Origin of the sequence: Streptomyces sp. NPDC094143, from assembly GCF_040303825.1 — a bacterium.
GTDB lineage: Bacteria > Actinomycetota > Actinomycetes > Streptomycetales > Streptomycetaceae > Streptomyces.
Genome location: NZ_JBEOTZ010000049.1, coordinates 18,591 through 34,577 on the forward strand (window position 1 = coordinate 18,591; position 15,987 = coordinate 34,577).

24 protein-coding genes are annotated in these 15,987 nt (G+C 71.0%); all 24 read right to left on the reverse strand.

Annotated elements, in window-relative coordinates; translation table 11 throughout:
• Positions 1 to 79: 79 nt before the first annotated feature.
• On the reverse strand, positions 80 to 925 hold the full coding sequence (locus tag ABTZ58_RS35785; RefSeq protein WP_351366293.1) for a DNA-processing protein DprA: 846 nt from the start codon (positions 923 to 925) through the stop codon (positions 80 to 82).
• A 185-nt stretch (positions 926 to 1,110) separates the two neighbouring features.
• Entirely contained in the window at positions 1,111 to 1,662 is a 552-nt protein-coding gene (locus tag ABTZ58_RS35790) for a single-stranded DNA-binding protein (RefSeq protein WP_351366296.1), read from the reverse strand.
• Positions 1,663 to 1,693: 31 nt separating this feature from the next.
• Complete coding sequence (locus ABTZ58_RS35795) at positions 1,694 to 2,485, reverse strand: hypothetical protein (protein ID WP_351366299.1); 792 nt, start codon at positions 2,483 to 2,485, stop codon at positions 1,694 to 1,696.
• Between the two features lie 30 nt (positions 2,486 to 2,515).
• Positions 2,516 to 3,127 (reverse strand): cell envelope biogenesis protein OmpA, encoded by a 612-nt coding sequence (locus tag ABTZ58_RS35800; protein ID WP_351366302.1) that lies wholly within the window; start codon positions 3,125 to 3,127, stop codon positions 2,516 to 2,518.
• A gap of 40 nt (positions 3,128 to 3,167) precedes the next feature.
• On the reverse strand, positions 3,168 to 3,539 hold the full coding sequence (locus ABTZ58_RS35805) for a CpaE-like family protein (RefSeq protein ID WP_351366304.1): 372 nt from the start codon (positions 3,537 to 3,539) through the stop codon (positions 3,168 to 3,170).
• Between the two features lie 145 nt (positions 3,540 to 3,684).
• Positions 3,685 to 4,020 carry a hypothetical protein gene (locus tag ABTZ58_RS35810; RefSeq protein ID WP_351366307.1) on the reverse strand — a complete coding sequence of 112 codons (336 nt, stop codon included), beginning with the start codon at positions 4,018 to 4,020 and terminating at the stop codon, positions 3,685 to 3,687.
• A 70-nt stretch (positions 4,021 to 4,090) separates the two neighbouring features.
• Positions 4,091 to 4,687 (reverse strand): hypothetical protein, encoded by a 597-nt coding sequence (locus ABTZ58_RS35815; protein WP_351366310.1) that lies wholly within the window; start codon positions 4,685 to 4,687, stop codon positions 4,091 to 4,093.
• A gap of 117 nt (positions 4,688 to 4,804) precedes the next feature.
• Positions 4,805 to 5,179, reverse strand: coding sequence for a hypothetical protein (locus tag ABTZ58_RS35820; RefSeq protein WP_351366313.1), 375 nt, complete (start codon positions 5,177 to 5,179; stop codon positions 4,805 to 4,807).
• A gap of 84 nt (positions 5,180 to 5,263) precedes the next feature.
• Positions 5,264 to 6,787, reverse strand: coding sequence for a ParB N-terminal domain-containing protein (locus ABTZ58_RS35825; RefSeq protein ID WP_351366316.1), 1,524 nt, complete (start codon positions 6,785 to 6,787; stop codon positions 5,264 to 5,266).
• 146 nt (positions 6,788 to 6,933) lie between these two features.
• Positions 6,934 to 7,422: a hypothetical protein gene (locus ABTZ58_RS35830; RefSeq protein WP_351366319.1), complete on the reverse strand. Its 489-nt coding sequence runs from the start codon at positions 7,420 to 7,422 to the stop codon at positions 6,934 to 6,936.
• Positions 7,423 to 7,548: 126 nt separating this feature from the next.
• On the reverse strand, positions 7,549 to 7,965 hold the full coding sequence (locus tag ABTZ58_RS35835) for a hypothetical protein (protein ID WP_351366322.1): 417 nt from the start codon (positions 7,963 to 7,965) through the stop codon (positions 7,549 to 7,551).
• Positions 7,966 to 7,971: 6 nt separating this feature from the next.
• Positions 7,972 to 8,238 carry a hypothetical protein gene (locus ABTZ58_RS35840; protein ID WP_351366325.1) on the reverse strand — a complete coding sequence of 89 codons (267 nt, stop codon included), beginning with the start codon at positions 8,236 to 8,238 and terminating at the stop codon, positions 7,972 to 7,974.
• Between the two features lie 62 nt (positions 8,239 to 8,300).
• Complete coding sequence (locus ABTZ58_RS35845) at positions 8,301 to 8,540, reverse strand: hypothetical protein (RefSeq protein ID WP_351366328.1); 240 nt, start codon at positions 8,538 to 8,540, stop codon at positions 8,301 to 8,303.
• A 56-nt stretch (positions 8,541 to 8,596) separates the two neighbouring features.
• A complete protein-coding gene (locus tag ABTZ58_RS35850; protein ID WP_351366331.1) occupies positions 8,597 to 8,941 on the reverse strand; it encodes a hypothetical protein in 345 nt (114 codons plus the stop codon).
• Between the two features lie 162 nt (positions 8,942 to 9,103).
• The gene (locus ABTZ58_RS35855) at positions 9,104 to 9,709 is read right to left on the reverse strand and encodes a hypothetical protein (RefSeq protein WP_351366334.1); all 606 of its coding nucleotides are present in this window, start codon (positions 9,707 to 9,709) and stop codon (positions 9,104 to 9,106) included.
• Positions 9,710 to 9,722: 13 nt separating this feature from the next.
• Positions 9,723 to 9,929 (reverse strand): hypothetical protein, encoded by a 207-nt coding sequence (locus ABTZ58_RS35860; RefSeq protein ID WP_351366337.1) that lies wholly within the window; start codon positions 9,927 to 9,929, stop codon positions 9,723 to 9,725.
• A gap of 19 nt (positions 9,930 to 9,948) precedes the next feature.
• Positions 9,949 to 10,317: a hypothetical protein gene (locus tag ABTZ58_RS35865; protein ID WP_351366340.1), complete on the reverse strand. Its 369-nt coding sequence runs from the start codon at positions 10,315 to 10,317 to the stop codon at positions 9,949 to 9,951.
• A gap of 78 nt (positions 10,318 to 10,395) precedes the next feature.
• Positions 10,396 to 11,463, reverse strand: a complete 1,068-nt coding sequence (locus ABTZ58_RS35870; RefSeq protein ID WP_351366343.1) for a hypothetical protein — start codon at positions 11,461 to 11,463, stop codon at positions 10,396 to 10,398.
• Positions 11,464 to 11,611: 148 nt separating this feature from the next.
• Positions 11,612 to 12,025: an SsgA family sporulation/cell division regulator gene (locus tag ABTZ58_RS35875; RefSeq protein ID WP_351366346.1), complete on the reverse strand. Its 414-nt coding sequence runs from the start codon at positions 12,023 to 12,025 to the stop codon at positions 11,612 to 11,614.
• 47 nt (positions 12,026 to 12,072) lie between these two features.
• Entirely contained in the window at positions 12,073 to 12,561 is a 489-nt protein-coding gene (locus tag ABTZ58_RS35880) for a hypothetical protein (RefSeq protein WP_351366349.1), read from the reverse strand.
• Positions 12,562 to 12,869: 308 nt separating this feature from the next.
• Entirely contained in the window at positions 12,870 to 14,048 is a 1,179-nt protein-coding gene (locus tag ABTZ58_RS35885) for a DUF932 domain-containing protein (protein ID WP_351366352.1), read from the reverse strand.
• A 152-nt stretch (positions 14,049 to 14,200) separates the two neighbouring features.
• Complete coding sequence (locus ABTZ58_RS35890; protein WP_351366355.1) at positions 14,201 to 14,749, reverse strand: hypothetical protein; 549 nt, start codon at positions 14,747 to 14,749, stop codon at positions 14,201 to 14,203.
• Between the two features lie 69 nt (positions 14,750 to 14,818).
• The gene (locus tag ABTZ58_RS35895) at positions 14,819 to 15,190 is read right to left on the reverse strand and encodes a hypothetical protein (protein WP_351366358.1); all 372 of its coding nucleotides are present in this window, start codon (positions 15,188 to 15,190) and stop codon (positions 14,819 to 14,821) included.
• 570 nt (positions 15,191 to 15,760) lie between these two features.
• On the reverse strand, positions 15,761 to 15,987 hold a 227-nt coding region (locus ABTZ58_RS35900; RefSeq protein WP_351366361.1), incomplete at its 5' end, for a hypothetical protein.

Consider the following 15,987-nt stretch of genomic DNA (forward strand, 5'->3'; position numbering starts at 1 on the left):
TTGAGGCGTGGGGCAGCCTTTTGGGTCGGGGCGGGGCGCTCTGCCTGGGGTCCGGGCTGGGCGCGGTGCGGTCGGGGTGTTAGAGCAGGGCGAGCGCGTGGGCGGGGTGCGGACAGAGCACGGCGCGCTGTTCGGCGATCAGGCGTGCGGTGCCGCCGGCGCGGATGTCGTTTTCGGCGGGCGGGGCGGTGAGCAGCGGGCGGCGCAGGTCGAGTGCGGCGTGGGCGGTGCGCAGGGTGTGGTGGTGGTCCAGGGCTTCGATGAGGATCACGGCTTTGGACAGGGCGGCCAGGAGGTGGGCGCTGGCTTGGTGGGTGGTGCCGCTGGCGGGGGTGCCGGGCGGGTAGAGGCTGATCACGGCGCCGCCGCCGGTGGGGATGCTTTTCATCAGGGAGGCGTGGGCGTGGGGGTGGGCGCGGTCCAGGCCGCGGGGCAGGACGGCCAAGGTGGCTCGCCTGGTGAGCGCGGCCGCTTGGTGGGCGGTGGAGTCGACACCGAAGGCGAGGGTGGCGGTGACGGTGTGTCCGGCCTCGGCGATGGCGCGGGCGTAGTCCTCGGCATAGCTCAGGGCGTGGGCGGTGGCGTTGCGGTTGCCGGTGACGGCCACCGTGCTGGCGGTCAGCTCGGGCAGGTGGTCGCGGCCCAGTACCCACAGCCCCAGCGGCTGGCGTTCACCCAGCACGGTGAGGGCGGTGGGCCATCCCTCGTCGCGAGGGGTGACGAACTGGCAGTACAACAGTGACCTGTTGAGTTCCTCCTCGGGCCGGTAGCGGACCAGGCGCCCGCTCGCATCGGCTTGCACCCGCTGCTGCCACACGTCGGCGGCGCTGCGTGCGGCGAGGTCCGCGGCGACCTGCTCGGGGGCGAAGTGGGCGGCGAGCGCGGCGAGCGCGGACCGCTCGGAGGGCGTGCGGGCAGCAGGCATGACGGTTCTCCAGCCGGAAAAGCGCAGTAGGCCACGGCAGGGCAGGGGGAAGCGGCCGGGCGCCGGCAGGCGAACCGGCGACCCGCGGGTTGGTACGGGTGAAAGGGGAGAAGCGGCGGTGCGGTCCCGGCAGGCGACGAACCGGTGCCGCACCAGATGGCGCGGTGAAGAAGGGGAGCGGGCTGTCAGCGGCCGGCGTTCGGGGAGAGGGCGTCGGCCGGGGTGCGGGCGGTGGTGCGGTCCCATCCGGCGGCCCGCCGCTGCTCCCACCAGGCGGGCGGCCCACCCGCTCGGTGGGCGGCCGGGCCGCGGGCGCCGGTTGTGGCGGGCTGCGCCGCCGGGGCAGCGGCCGAAGCGACCGGCGTGGTGGGGGAGATGGGGGCGGCGGCGGCCGGGCTGGGCAGGCTGGTTTCGGTGTAGGCGATGCGCTGGCGCAGGCTGATGCCGAGGTCGTCGATGCTCAGGTAGACGGCGTTGTCCCGGATCTCGGTGACGCGCCCGGTGACCAGCACGCGCACGCCGTCGACGAGGGACTCGGTGGCGTTGCGGGCCAGGTCCCGCCAGGCGGTGCACACGTAGCGGATGGGGGCCCCGTCGCGCCACTGCTGCGCGGTTGCGTCCCACTGGGTGGTGGTCTGGGTGAGGCGGAAGCGGCAGACGGCGACACCGGAGTCGGTGAAGCGGACTTCCACGCTGCCGGTCACGGTGCCGGACACGTGCGTAACGGACGGGGCCATGCGAACACCTCCTGAATCCCATAATAGCTACTTAATGGAATGAGGCAATCCCCCCATCCACGTTGCCCGTCAGCCTCCGAAGCCGCTGCCGCCACGCCTGCGTCGACGCTCGCGCGGCACTGGTGCTGAACACGGTGGCGTCAGCGACTTCAACTTGGAGCGGGACGGTGCCGTCGGGCCGGAGGAGCTGCTCGTGGGTGGTGTCCAGGTGTATGGAGACCCGGACGGCGCGCTTGTCGGGGTCGAGGTAGGCGAAGACGAGGATTCCGGCGAGTTCGATGCAGGGCAGGCCTTCGTCTTCGGGGCCGGTCATGGGGTGGAAGACGGCCGCGCTGTTGGCCTTGGCGCAGTCCTCGGGGTCGGTGAGGTCGAGCGGGGTGGGTGTGCGGATGTGGCGGGAGATGTCGTCGGTGTAGAGGGTGTAGCCCTCGTCGCTGCGGTGCCGGTCGTTGCCGTAGTAGAGGTCTACCGCCGTCTGGTCGTCGGCGGGAGGGCGGTAGGGGACACCGTCCTGGTCGCTGACGTTGTCCCAGGAGCCGCGCACGTGCTGCGCGAGTGAGGCCAGGGCGGAGGCGTGGTCGGCCCACAGCGTGATGTCGTCGCCGTGCCGGTCCCACTGGCGCAGCACCCACGCCCGGCCGGTCACCTGTACCGCGACGTCCTTGGAGGTCGCGAAGTTGAAGTGGCTGAACCACTCACTGAGGATGTCGGCGGTGTCCGCGCCCGGCCATTCGCCGGTGCGCAGCTGGAGGTTGTCCATGAGTTCGGCCAGTTCGAGGATGGCCGCGCCCTCGGGCGTGGCCGCGTCCGGTGTGATCCGCACGGGAGTCTCCTTTCATGGGTGCAGGGGTGGTCAGGACTCGTTGAACAGGGTGTTGAGCAGGTCCATCGCGTGCTGCTGGTCGGGGGTGAGGGTGGCGGTGCGCAGCAGACGCCGGCGCAGAACGGGAACGTCGGTGCTGATGCCGATGGGCGCATCGGGCCGGTCGGGCGCGAAGACGATGCGGTAGCTGGAGGTGTGGATCATCCAGGCCTCGTAGCGGTCGGCGGGGTGGCCGCTGCGGGCGGTGTGGCCGTCGTCGGGGGTGCGGGCCGGGCACGGGCAGGCCGGGTCGGTGCAGGGGCGTCCGGCGGGGTGGGTGGCCAGGACGGAGGTGCGCCGGTAGTGGGTGGCGGTGCCGTTGAGCATGGGGCAGTGCGCGGCCGTGTAGGGCAGGCACTCGGGGTGCAGCGCCGGTTCGGGGGCGTGCCCTCGGGCGGCGTCGGCCGGGCGGACGACCAGGTAGCACCGCTCGTCGAGCGGCTGGCCGCAGATCTGGCACAGGCGCCGCAGGAAGGCGGTGCGCGCCCGGTCGGCGTCCAGGCTGCCCAAGGCGGCGTGCCCGCCGTGGATCAGGGACACCCACGGCACGACCAGCCCGCCCGCAAGCGGCCGGCGCGCACAGCGCTGCGGTATCGCGTGCATCTGTCTTCTCCTATCGGTTCGAGGAACGGGCTACGGGGCGTCAGGTGCCGGACGGCGGGGGGCCGGTCAGGAGGTCCTCCCAGCGGATGTAGCGGCAGCCGGTCGCCTCGTGCAGGCGCAGGTGCAGCCAGGCCAGACCCTGCCCGGTGCGCAGGACGGCTTCGGCGCCGATGGCCGCGGCCCTGGGGTGAGCTGTCTCGTCGCCGGGGTCGGAGAGGGCGAGGATCAGGCCGGGGCGGTGGGGCATGTGACGCAGCGTGAAGGCGCTGTAGCTGCGGTCGTCCAGGATCACGAGCGGGGCGAGCCGGTACTCCCCGGCGCTGAACAGCGGGGAGGGCAGCCGCCGCAGCGGAACCGGACAGGGCAGCAGACCGAGCGGGTCCTCGTCGGGATGGTCGCTGATGACCAGCACCGGCGTCGACGCTCGCTCTTGAGGCGGTGAAGCTGAGTTGGGCATGGCGGACCACATCGCTTTCCTCATCGCGGGAGATGAACGTGGACCAGGCCAACCGGGTGGGACGAACCGCGCGGGCCATCCCGCCCCCGTTGCCGGTCGGTCAGCCGAGCGGGTAGAGCACCAGGGCCCGGACGGCGTTGTCGGGGATGCGGCCCGCATACAGCTCGCGCAGCTGTTGGTCCTGCTCCAGACGCTCGGCCAGCGGGTAGATGGCGCCGCTCTGGCCGGTGTCGGTCGGCGCGTAGCGGCCGTGGCCGAAGGTGGTGAACGGCGAGAAGGAGTTGCCCTCGGCGTCGCGGGACAGCACCACCACCGTGGTGCCCGGCAGTCCGCTCCAGTCGTGCCGGACTAACTGACGCAGGACGGCCAGGGTGAGGGGGTGACCACCGTCGTCTTCCGCAGCGGCGGGCAATGCCGTCTGCTGGTTGTCGCTCATGAGGACCTCTCGGAGAACAGGGGATTGTGGGCGGTTGGCCGTACGGAGCTGTCCCAGACGGGGCGGGCGGTCAGGGGCGGGGCGTCGCCGGTGTTGGTGCGGCCGGGTTGGTTGTCGGGACGGGCCACTGCCAGGTGCCGTGGTGGAGGTCGGTCCAGCGGCGGGCGCCGTCCGGATTCCACGTCACCCGCACCGGGCCCCAGCCGCCGATGGGACAGGTGCGGCGGATCGCTGCGTGGTGGCCGGGGAGGTGGTCGCGGCGCAGGTTGCTGCCGTCCAGTTGCGGGGCTTGGCAGAGCTGGTCCAGGGCTTGGAGCACGTCGGCCAGCAGCGCCCACAGTTGGTCGGGATCCTGGGGCAGTCGGCGGATGCGGTCGTTGGAGGCGATGATCCGCCGGGCTGCCTCGTCACCGCGGCGGTACCAGGTGCCGACGCCGGGGGTGGTTCGCACGGCCGCACGCAGCTGCTTGGTGTCCGGCCTGGCGGGCTGGCCGGGGTGGGTGAGGATGCGGAACGTCTCGGCCACTGCGAGGTAGTAGGCCGCTTCGTGTGCCGGCTTCAGCGGGCCGTCGTCCGCCTCGGTGCTCGGCGGCTCGGGCACGGGCGCGCCGCTCATCTCGCGGGCGTAGGCCCGGGCGGTTGCAACGGTGCGGGAGGAGATGGCCATGGTCGCTCTCCGGCTTCTCATACGTCAAAGGGAAGGAACGGCCGCGCTCTGGCGGCTGTTGGGGCCGCCGGGCAGGGCGGTGAGGACTCGGGCCCTGCCCGGAGATCCGGGAACCGGTCAGTCCTCGATCAGGTCCAGGCAGGAGACCGGGATGCCGCTGCCGGGCAGCCGGTAGCGCGTCGTCCCCTCCGGGATGCGGTAACGGTTGTTGCGCGGGTCGGTGCGCAGCAGCCGGGTGGATTCCTCGTCCAGCAGGAAGCCCGCCCGGCTGCCGGTGCGGTTGCGCTCCTGCACGGTGCCGGTCAGGCGGCGCAGGAAGGCGGGGCGCAGCGAGTCGTTGATGCGGGCGCGGCGACCGGCCACGATGCCGCTGTAGGCGTCCTTGTTGATCTCGCCGAGCCGCCGGGCGGCGGCCTCCTGTACCTGCGCGACGGCTGCCGCATCCGGCAGCTGCCGGATGAAGGTGCGCACGTCGTCGATACCGATGGACATGGTGGATCTTCCTCTCGAAGGGGAGGGGGATGACCGGCCGGGCACCGTGCGTGCCCGGCCGGAGCACTGGGGAATGAGGGAACGTCAGGCGTCCGCGCTGGCGTCGCCGTCGGACTCGGCGCTGGTGTCACCGGCGCTGCTGCTGTCGGTGGCGGGCCGGTGGCTGGCCACGGCCTGCTGCTCGACCTCGGAGAGCTGGTAGCTGCCGTTGTCGGCCTTGCCCAGGGACTCCAGCTGGAGCAGGTAGCGGGCCTGCCAGGTGGTGAGGTGCGACCAGGTCTTGGGCTCGCGGATGCCGTACTCGCAGGCGGCGGCGACCTGCGCGAACAGGGCGTTGGCCAGGCGGGCCTTGGGCAGCTGCGCCGCCGTCTCGGCCAGGTCGGCCTTCTCCGGCTCCTTGACGCCCAGGAACCGCGCGAGGGTCTCCACCTCGTGCTTGTCGGTCCAGGAGCTGTAGTAGTAGGGCAGGGTGAGCAGCACTTCCTGCGCGAAGACGCGCGCGGCGTCCGGCAGGGCCTTCATGCGCACCAGCCGGGTGACGAACTCCTGGCGCGGTCCGACGGCGGCCTTCCATGCCCGGTTGCAGGCGATGACCTTCCGGCGCTCCTCGGCCGCCTTCTCGTCCTGCTCGGTGCGCGGCTTCTTCGGCTTGGGGCGGACCTTGTGGCCGTACTGGGCCGGGTCGGCGCAGTGCCACACGGGCCGGTGCTCGTCGTCCAGCCGGGCGCTGTGGCCGGGGCAGCCCTTGTGGTTGTCCTCGGTGAGCGGGTTGCCCAGACCGGTGGTGAGTTCCGACAGCGGATGGGAGGGGTCCTTCTGACCGAAGAACGACCGCGTCAACAGCGGGATACCCGCCTCCTCCAGCTCCGCCAGCACCTTGGCCCGCTTCGCGGCGTCGGCCTGCTCGGCTTTCAGCAGCGCCATTTCCTGGTCCCAGTGACCGCGCCCGCCACTGCCCTCCTCGTGGTCGCGCTCCAGCGCCCGCAGCAGCCGCCGCTCGGCGTTCGGCACGTCCTGAACCTCGGCCAGCTGGGCGGTCTGCTCCAGATCCATCCCACCGGCAGCCGCCCGGCGCAGCGCGGCGTCGTCCAGCTTCTGCGCCGCCTTCGCCTGCTTGGCCGCGTTCTTCCCGACCCCCAGCGCCCTGACGGCCCTGCGCCGCTCGACCTCGTCCATGCCGATCAGCGCCAGCTCCTGCGCCTTGAGGGTGTCGCGCTCGCTCATGCCCTCGCGGTGGTCGTTCTCCACCAGGGACAAGAACCGCGTCCAGCCGTCGCGGCCCACCAGGTCCTCACGCACGTACGCCTTCACAGCCCGCACCGGGCGGTCCTCCGCCTCGGCGGTGGCGTTCGCGGCCTGCTGGGCCTGCGCGCGGCGCCAGCCCTTGAACACGCCGTAGGTGCCGTCGGGCTTGGGCCTGACGCTGATGGGCTCCTCGACGCCGATCTCCTTCACGGAAGCGATCAGCTTCTGGTCCGGCTCGGTGTCGTGCTCACGGGCGTTGCACTCGTCACGCACCAGCAGCGCGGCGTCCAGCAACACGACCTGCGTGGTGTTCTCCTCGGGAGGGGCGGGCGATTCGGTCGGGGTCGAGACGGCGGTAGCCATGAGGGCTCTCCTTCTCCTTGCCGTAGTGGCGGATGAGCGCGGTCGGGAGGGCTTCCCTCCCGACCAAAATCAAATATTAGCCTTTCTTGCTGTGAGGACTAGATGCCTATTGAGCTGCGGAAACGTGGGCTATGAGGCGAGTGGGGTCAGGTTGAGGTCAGGCGGACGACCTGCCGGGTGGGCAGATGAACGCGCAGGATGTCTTCGCTCCCCGGAGGGTCCAGTGCCGCGAGTCGGTTGAGCGCGGTGGTCAGTTCGGGGTCGGCGAAGGCCTCTTCGGCCATCGCGGCCTTGCCCACCGGCACGAGGGTGACCGTGGTGGTGGTGTGCCGCAGGTCGGGGATGTCCTCACTGCTGGTAAGTGCCGCGATGAACGGACTCCACCTGACGCGCATGGCGTCTTCCGCCCTCTCGATGGGCGTGAAGTACGCAGCCACCGCCGGGCGGTCTCCCTCCTGCCCGGCCGCAAATGCCGCGACTCGATCGACCACGACCTGCCGCCACGCCTCCTCGGTGACTGTAAGTGCTTCGATGATCAGTGCATCCAGCTGCCTGGGCGGCAGGTGGCGGAGTGCGTCACGCACCGGCTGCTTGGCCGGTGCGGCCAGCAGTCCGGCCAGTTCCAGAGGCTTCATGGGTGGCATCCCTCCTGGTGTGAGGTGGTGGCGAGACCCGCCGGCCGGGCTTTCGCTTCGCCGATAACTAACATAATAGACCTTGTTGGGTTGGTGTGAACCCCCCTCTGACCTGCTCTTTTGCCGCTAGCTGCGGTCGTGGCGCGGCGGTAGCGGGAAGGTGCGGCGGGGGTCCGTTCGTGCGCACTGCTCGCAGTAGAGGGCGATGCGGTTGGCGGTGCAGGCGCCCCACTTGCACTCGAAGTTCTCGCGCGGCGCGCACAGCATGCAGCGCCATAGCGTGATCCCGTGCAGCTCGCACGGCGTGTAGCGCTCGCGCCGGGGCAGGGCCTCCCGTGCGGGGCGGGGGCGTTCCAGGCGGTTCAGCTCGGCGGCCGGGAAGGACTCCTGCCCGTCGCGGATCCAGCGCGGCGACAGCTGCTCGAATCGCTCGGGCGTGGTGTAGTACGGCTGCCCGGCCCGGCTGAAAACCAGAGCCAGGTGGCCGGCGGAGACCAGGGCCTCCAGGCGGTGGTAGCCGAACTCCGGCATCAACTCCAGCATCTCGTCCTAGCGCAGGCTCCAGGCGTACCCGAAGCGGCGCAGTATGCGCCGCTCGGCGGCCGCGGGGCCGCTCTGGGCGGCGTCGAGTGTCTCCACGGCCGCGATGGCGGCGGCGGGGTCGGCGGCCAGCTCGCGCGCCGTGGCCTCGGCGGCCTCGCGGGTGGAGTGGCTGCCGAGTGCGTACCCGTGGAGCTGGTCCACGACCTGGTGCACTCCCTCGTGCTCGGCCGCCGCGTATCGGACGGGTGGCTGGGGGCGGTGGTGCCGGGGCATGGCGGACCTCCGTCGGTGCAGTCGAAGTAGGGGTAGTTGCCTGGCCGGGGCGGGCGCCGTGCTCAGCGGGTGGGCAGCGGCCGGTGGGCGCAGAAGACGTAGTGACCCATCTCGCGCAGCACACGGGCGACGCGGTGCACGGCTGCGGGGCTCTGGTCGGTCCGACGTGTGTACGCCTCGATGTCGTCGTTCCAGGCGAACCCCTGGCAGGTGAGGTACTCCGTGGTGCTGGGTGTGAGGTCACGGGAGGACTCGGGGGCGGCGACAAGCCCGTGATCGGGGTTCGGTACGACCAGGAACACGGCTCTCCTTCCGGAGCTGCGGGCCGCCCGCTGGGCGGCCCGGCGCGGGCGATTCGTCAGCGGGTGACGGTGACGGTGTAGTCGGCGTCGAGGACGGCGAGCGCGGCGCGGATGGCGGCGCGGGTCTCCGGGCTGGGCACGGAGTGCTGGAACTCCAGGGCGCGCACGGCGTCATTCAGGTGGTCGTCGGGGATCGGCAGCCGGTAGCCGCTGCGGTAGAGGGCGACGGCGGTGGCGGTGGCGACTCGGCTGCGGTTGTAGGCGACGGCTTCCTCGGCGCTCGCGTTTGTGCCGAACGCTTCGCGGGCGGTGGGCGGCAGGGCGGCGATTCCGGCCGTGAAGTGGCGGGTGGGGATGTGCAGGCGGGTCGGTCGCAGGGCCCGGCGCAGCGATCGCAGCATGGCAACTCCTAAGCAGGGAGGGCTGAACCAGCCAAAGGGGAGGGCGGTTGCCGCCGTCATGAAAGTGCGAGAGGGGGCCGGGCGGGGGGAGGGCTGCCCCCTCTCGCATTACTAATAATAGTGCGCTAGTGGTTGGTGTGAACCCGCCCCTGACCTGCTCTTTTACCCCCTCGACGTTCGGGGGAGGGCGGCGAGGATGGGGATAACCGCGTCGGGAGGGCCGCCGGCTTCGACCTGGACCCGCTCCCCAGAAGCGCCGACCGTGACGGAGAGACTGTCGACCTGGGCGGGGGCGTGTTGTGCGGTGGGCGCGGGGGTGGGCTGCCAGATGATCCGGGTACGCCGATGCTGTTCCTCGATGCGGGCTCCGGGCAGGTGGGCGGCGATGGTCTCCGCGACGGTGCGGCGGGCGTGTTCCTCGGCCTGCTGACGGGCGGTGAGCTTGGCGGCCTGTTCCAGTGCCTGGGCGTGCAGGGGGTACAGCCGCCGGGAGATCTCGCGGGCCACGTGGGCCGGGCTGATGGCCGTTACCTTGATCGACGGCGCCTGAACCTGGGTCTCGTCCGGCAGTCCGGCGTAGATCTGCAGCCGGTCGGGGCGCCGGGGGTCGTACTGGTAGAGGCGTAGTCCCCGGTTGTCGTCGTCGATGATGATCCGTCCCAGTTTGTGTGGATAGCCGGGGCGGGTGCGGCAGTGCGTGCCCAGTTCGCGTGCCACTTGGTCGGCGAACGCGTCCATCTCGTTCTGCGTGGTCAACTGCTGCGGCATGGCGGCGGCTCCTCTACGTCCTCGGGCGGCTGGTGGTCGGCTCCGCAGCGGGGCGGTGGGCGGGGGCGTTCTTCTCGCGGCGCTGGGCGTCGCGGCGGTAGTCGTCGGCGGTGTATCCGGTGTCGCACCACGGCTTGCAGAGTTCGCCCGGTGCGGCGCCGCACGTTTCGCAGTGGTCGTCGAAGTCCTCGGGGCGCCACGGGCGCGGCTGGCCGGTCACGGCTTCACCTCTCGATTCATCAGGTGGTGGTCCACAGCTGAAGGCCGGTGGCGGTGTGGGCGGAGACGCTCGGGGATGCCGGCATGTCGCGGTAGTCGGATACCCGCACGTAGCCGCCGGGCTCGGTGTCCAGGCGGATGACGTCTCCCTCGTGCTCCCATACCGCGAGCAACTCCGCGGGAAGGGCACTGATGTCGTCGGCCTCCACCCGCGCTGTCCACGCGGTCAGTTCCTCGCCGTAGACCTGGCGCCACTGGCGCAGGACGAACAAGAGCTGGCCGAAGTCGTCGGCCAGGGCCAGCGCGCGGGCCTTGTCGGGAGCGGGGCACTCGGCGAACCGGGGAACGCCGGGCCGGGTGCGCTCGCCGAGACTCATCAGCCAACCCATGATCAGAACCTTTCTCATCGATGCGTGCCGGGGGGGCGCCTGGGGGTGGCCCGGTGGGCGGGCCACCCCCAGGGAGGGTCAGGAGTGGGTGAGGTCGCGGTGGATGCGTTCGCTGGTCTGGCGCGCCTCGCGGCGGGCCTGCTCGGCGGCGGCCTGAGGGCTGGTGGCGTAGACGACCTCGACGCTGCCGAAGGAGTCTTCGGCGTCGCTGGCGTGCTGGTCGTGGGCGTCGGCCCGGGCGGCTGGGTCGGCGGGGGCTTCCTCGATGTGCCAGATCTCGACCTCCCCGTCTCCCTTCCACTGACCGATCACGAAGTAGGCGCGCTCGGGCTCCTGCGGCGTGGCACTGTGCGGGGCCGGTCGGCGGCTGCGGGACTGATCCTGTGCGGCGCGTAGGGAGTCGGCCTCGGCCTGCGCGCGGCGGGCGTACTCGCGCTCGCGCACGGCCGCGGTGCGGCAGTAGGGGCCCCGCCACTGCTCGACGGCGACGGTGCGGGACAGCGACCCGGGGTAGTCGGCCAGCACCAGCAGCAGTACCGGGTGCGGGCAGGCGATGAACCAGCGTGCTGCGGTCCACCAGGCGGCCACGGCGGCCCGACACGCGGGCATGGCGGCGCGGGCCTCACGCTCCAGGCGGGCGGCATCGGCCTGGTGGTGGGCGACCGACCACGTCAGGAAGCGCAGCAGGGCCGGAGTGTCCCGGTGCCGGGCGCCCTCCAGGATCACGAACAGGTCCTCGCGCTGGGCGACGTGCTCGGCGCAGCCGCGCAAGACCGCGGTGAGCGTCGCCTCGGTCTTGCGCGATGGCTCGTGCCCGGCGGCGGACTCCATCGGATACACCGTCACCTGCGGGCGGTCGAGGTCGTCACGGTAGAGGGTCAGGCTGCCCCGGTAGCCGGTGCAGCTGCGGGCAAGCCGCGGCAGGTCCTCGGCGGGGGCGGTGGCCCGGAAGGAGTTCACCGGCCCCAGACACGCGCGCACGGCGGTGAACCGGTTCCAGTGGTGGGGGTCGTGGGTGCCGGTGACGTACACGCTGCCGCGCATCGCTCCACCCAGCTCGAACACGACTGCGTCGTCCTGGAGGGGACCGGCGGTGGCGTGCACGCGGCCGGCGGGCGTCTCTACGGTCAGACTCGGACCGGTCATGGGCGCTGTCTCCTGTGCGTTCCGGGGTGGGCTTCCTGCACCGGCCCCGAGCAGAGTCGGGGCAGGTGCGGAGGGGGCGGGGGCGCTGGCGTGCTGTTGGGCGGCCCGTTCCGTCACCCTGCGGCGACGGACGGGCGGCCGTCTTGCCTTAGCTCTCCGTCAGAAGACGCGAGAGCTGCTCGTCGAGACACAGGTAGTCGTGTTCCGTGCCGGGCGGCACAGCGGCGTCGGTGCGCTTCAGGAAGGACTCCAGGGCCCGGGCCGGGGCCTCCAGCAGGGCTTCGCCCTCCGGTGTGCTCAGGGTGATGCACACGACGTCCTGACCGTGGCTGCGCGACGGCCAGACGCGGACGTCGCCGGTGCCCGTGGGGCGGTGAAGTCCTTCGGCGAGGAGGTCGCGGGCGAACACCCACGTGACGGTTTCCTCGGCTCCGGTGTGGAAGGTGGCGTGCACGGCGTAGGGGTCGGCCGTGTCATATCGCAGACCCGTCCGGACAGGTAGGGAAAAGTCACTGGACAAAATGAGCCGCAGGTGCATTTCACCGCTGACTGTGGTGTCCATGAGCGGCAGGGCCTTTCGCTCGGTGTGCGCTGGTGACGGCGGGCTCCTCACCCGTGGCGGCTCTCCTCGTCGGTGTCGGTGATCTGAGGCAGGTGCGGGGCCGGGTAGACCTCGCGCTGGACGGCGTTGACGCCCGGGCAGGGGGTGACGGCGCGGCGGACGTCGTCCGTGCTCATGGGGTGCAGCCACCCGTCACGCACGCTCCATCCGCACGCCCGGGGGCGGGGCTCGGCGGCCGTCGTAGCGATGAGCACGGCGCGCTGAACGGTGCTGCCCTCCAGGGCGAACACCAGCAGCGCACTGAGGGCGTAGAACTCGGCGTCGTCGACCACGGCCAGGCGGGCCGGGTCGGTGTTGAGACTGAAGTCGGCGCGGCCCGTGACGAACGCGTCGTCGGTGCGCTCGGCCGCGAAGTTGAGCGTGTGCGCGCCGTCCCCGAGTGCCTCGAACACGGCGGCAAGGGCGGTCAACGTGCGGTCCATGGCGGCTTCGGTGGCGGCGTCGTCGGGACGGACAAGCTCCGGGCGTGCAGACATGGCGTGTCACTCCAAGGTGGGTCGGGGCGCAGCAGAGGCGTTCTCTCCCCCGCGCAGCGGGTGGCCCCGGGGCTGCGCCCCGGGGCAGTGGGGGCGGCTCGCTGCGCTTGCCGGGGTGGGGTCCCCTGCGCTGCGCTTCGGGGACCGGCGGGCGGGCTGCTGCGCAGCCGCGTGGTGCGGCAGGGAGGGGCGGGCGCGCTGCGCGCCCCTGCTGGGGTGGGGCGCTGCGCGCTGGGGGCGGGTGGGGCCCGCGCGGGCCGGGGAGGGGAGGGCGGGGGGATGCCCCGGCCCGCGCGGGGGCTGGAGGGTTAGCCGTGTGCGGCGGCGGCCGTGAGGGCCGGGATCGCGAGCGCTTCGAGGGCGGCGGCTTGGTCGGCGTCGGTGAGGGTCTGCGCGGTCGACGTGACGGCCTGCATGACGCCTCCGGCCGTGATCTGCCCGCCCCGGATGAAGTGGGCCAGGATGGTTTCCTTGGCCTCGGCGCCGATGCTGAGCGTCTTGGTGACGTGCTCGATCGTCTTCGTCGGGTCGGCCAGCGGCTTACCGGCCGCGTCGTCCATCTCACGCACCTTCGCCTCGACGTACTCCCGGGACAGGAACGTGCGCACGGCGTCGGCGGTCTTGGACGTGATCAGCTCCAGCGTCTTGCGCTGGGTCTGCCCGGACCAGGACACCACGCCCTCGTCCTGCTTGCCGCCGAGGTGGACTGCGCGCATGACGTCCCGGGTCATGGTCATGCCGTTGCGGCAGACCTGGACGACCGCGCGCGGGGTGATCGTGTAGGCACCGCCGCCTACCTCGCTGTTGGTGATGACGAACCCGGCGGAGATCATCGGCAGCTCATCACCGCTGCGCTCGTCGAACGGGGAACGGTAGCCGCGCAGCAGGCTACGGGCCTGGACGGCGACCGCTTCGGACTCCACCCGCACGTACATGCGCCGGTCGGTCAGGTCGCAGCCGGTGACCTGGGTGGGGTGCCCGGACTGCTTCACCCCGTCCAGCGCTGCCAGCAGCATGTCGAGGTTGTCCATCAGCTTGTAGCTGTCGGACAGCAGCGCGCGGGCCACGCCCTCGGCCGGCCGCATCCCGGGGCCGTGCTCACCCCGGAACGCACGGAGCATGAAACGCCGCTCGGGGGCGGTGCGCAGCCACGCGTTGACGTTCTCGTCCAGCAGCGGGACGTTGTCGGCACGCATGCGGCGCAGGTAGGCAAGCGGGATCTTCAGCTTGTCGGCGATGCCCTCGTCGGCCACTGCGGTGGGCCGGTAGACGCCGTCCACGTCCGTCACACCGTCCTCGGTGATCAGCGACTCCACACCCGCAACGTGCAGGTTGCCCTCACGGAAGCGCAGGGCGGCGGCCGGAGCGATCACGTCCAGCTTGCGGCGGTTCTGGTCCTCCAGGATGCGGGCCAGATCGGCCAGACCGGCGTTACGGGCCCCGGTCGGGGCAACGTTCACGGCGCGCTCGGCGAACTGCTGAGTCATGCTCTCCCCTTCGCTGCGGCCCGGGGGCGGGGCCACCGCCCCCGGACGCTGTGTTGACTTCTGCGGAGCCGAGGGGCGGAGCCACCGCCCCCCGACACATCAAATAATAGACCTTTTCTGCGGTGTGTGAATCCCCCTCTGACCTGGGCCTTTCACTCCATCCTGTGGTACTCAGGCAGGGGGGTGATGCTCACCCGACGCACGTTCCTGACCACCACGGTCATGATGCCGCGCAACTCGCACAGGTCATAGCGGAGTTCGGGTACCTCGCTGAACGGGTCGGCGTGCGCGTGAATCGCGCACACCCAGTAGCTACCGTGTCGACTGGTCACACTGCCGTGATAGTCCACCTTCTGCCACAGCACCGGAGCCGAGCGCTGCGGGTCCAGACTCCGTGCCACAGCGATAAGCACCGGGTCGGCCATACGCTCGGCCATCAGCAGGACGAACGCGCGCGCGACCGTCACCCGGTCTACCGGCACATCGGCCAGAGCCGGGACCGTGTGTCCCGTACGCACACCCATCGCCCAACCCAACTCGAAGAACGGCCGCACCATCTCCAGTTGCTCACGCGGCACCCGCCGCGCGTCAGGGCCGCTGTTCACCAGTTCCCGCAGCGCGTAACCAGCCTGCTCCCGCTCCGCTGCCGTGAGCGGCGCCCCGGCCTCCTCGGCCTGCTCGGGAATCCGCGTACCCTCCATGACTTTTCCTTCCCCTCGTGCCGTTGCCAGACGGAAGGGGGCGCCCCGAACGGGCGCCCCCGGGGTGCACTACTTCAGGAACCCGCGCGACCGCAGAAACTCGGACGTCATGAGCGCGATCCCCTGCGGCTTGTAGATCTGCGGAAACCTCCGCATCTCCACTTCGGTGCGCCCAGTCTCGTCCGGCTCGATGAACTCATGGACGAGCCGGTACGGCTGATTACCCATCGGCATTTCGAGAACTACCGGGCCCACCTTGGTGTCAAAGCGAATTCCGGTGTAATTCGCGTCGGAGTTGTGGACGACCTTCGCCCCCATGCGTGCGCACACAAGCGGCAGGAAACTTGCGATGGTTCGAGCCTGAATTGCCAGACCCCCCATAGGAGCATCCTGACCACCGTGAACCCGCCGCACGATCCCGCCGGAAATGCTGATCTCCACGTTTTCTCCCCTTCGTTGATCCCTGCGGTTGTCGGGGGTTCGCCTCCCCCCGGCACTTCAAATAATAAGGCATCATGACTTGAGATGGAAGCACCCTGCAGAGGCGTTGCACTGGATGTTGCACTAGACGTTGCGCTTAGTGTTGCGGAATGACGTTGCGCTGGGTGTTGCGCGCTCTCGCGGCTGGCCTCTACATATCCACTGCTCAAAGCACCGTTTATGCCTGGTCGGGCTGCTGACATCCCCTCTGCTGCCGCTCACCGTGCCCGGAAGTGGAAAGGAGGCGGGGGCGGGTACGGGCGGCGCGGCGGCATCGGGGAGCGGGACCACGATCTCTAGTTGCGCGTCGGCGGAGCCTCCGCGCTCGGGCGCACCGCGCGCCCCAAGTCGTATCCAGGCCCCAATGCGTGCTCGGCTGCGCCTTTCTGATGGGCCGTCCAGTTCCGCCCGCATAGCGGAACTGTGAGCCTTTTCGGTATCGCCCTACGCGCTCGTCAGCACACCGGAGGGGCCACATTTGAGGCAGCAAGGGAGGGGGGTGGCGAGGTTCTGCCAATCCAACATGCTGCATCAAGTCGACGCATGGTCCCTTCTTGCCAGCCATCCCTTCAGCCCGGAGCGCAGCGCAGGGCTGAGGGTGGGACGAAGTCCCACCCGGTCCGTGAGCGCAGCGAACGGACCATCAACCTGCTTGCGCAGCAAGCAGCCGATCCCGAGCACGACCACGTCCGCCGGGAACTCGCACTCCTGCGTGGCCACCGCACGGACCCGGCCGTCGTCCCCGGTCAGGATCTTCG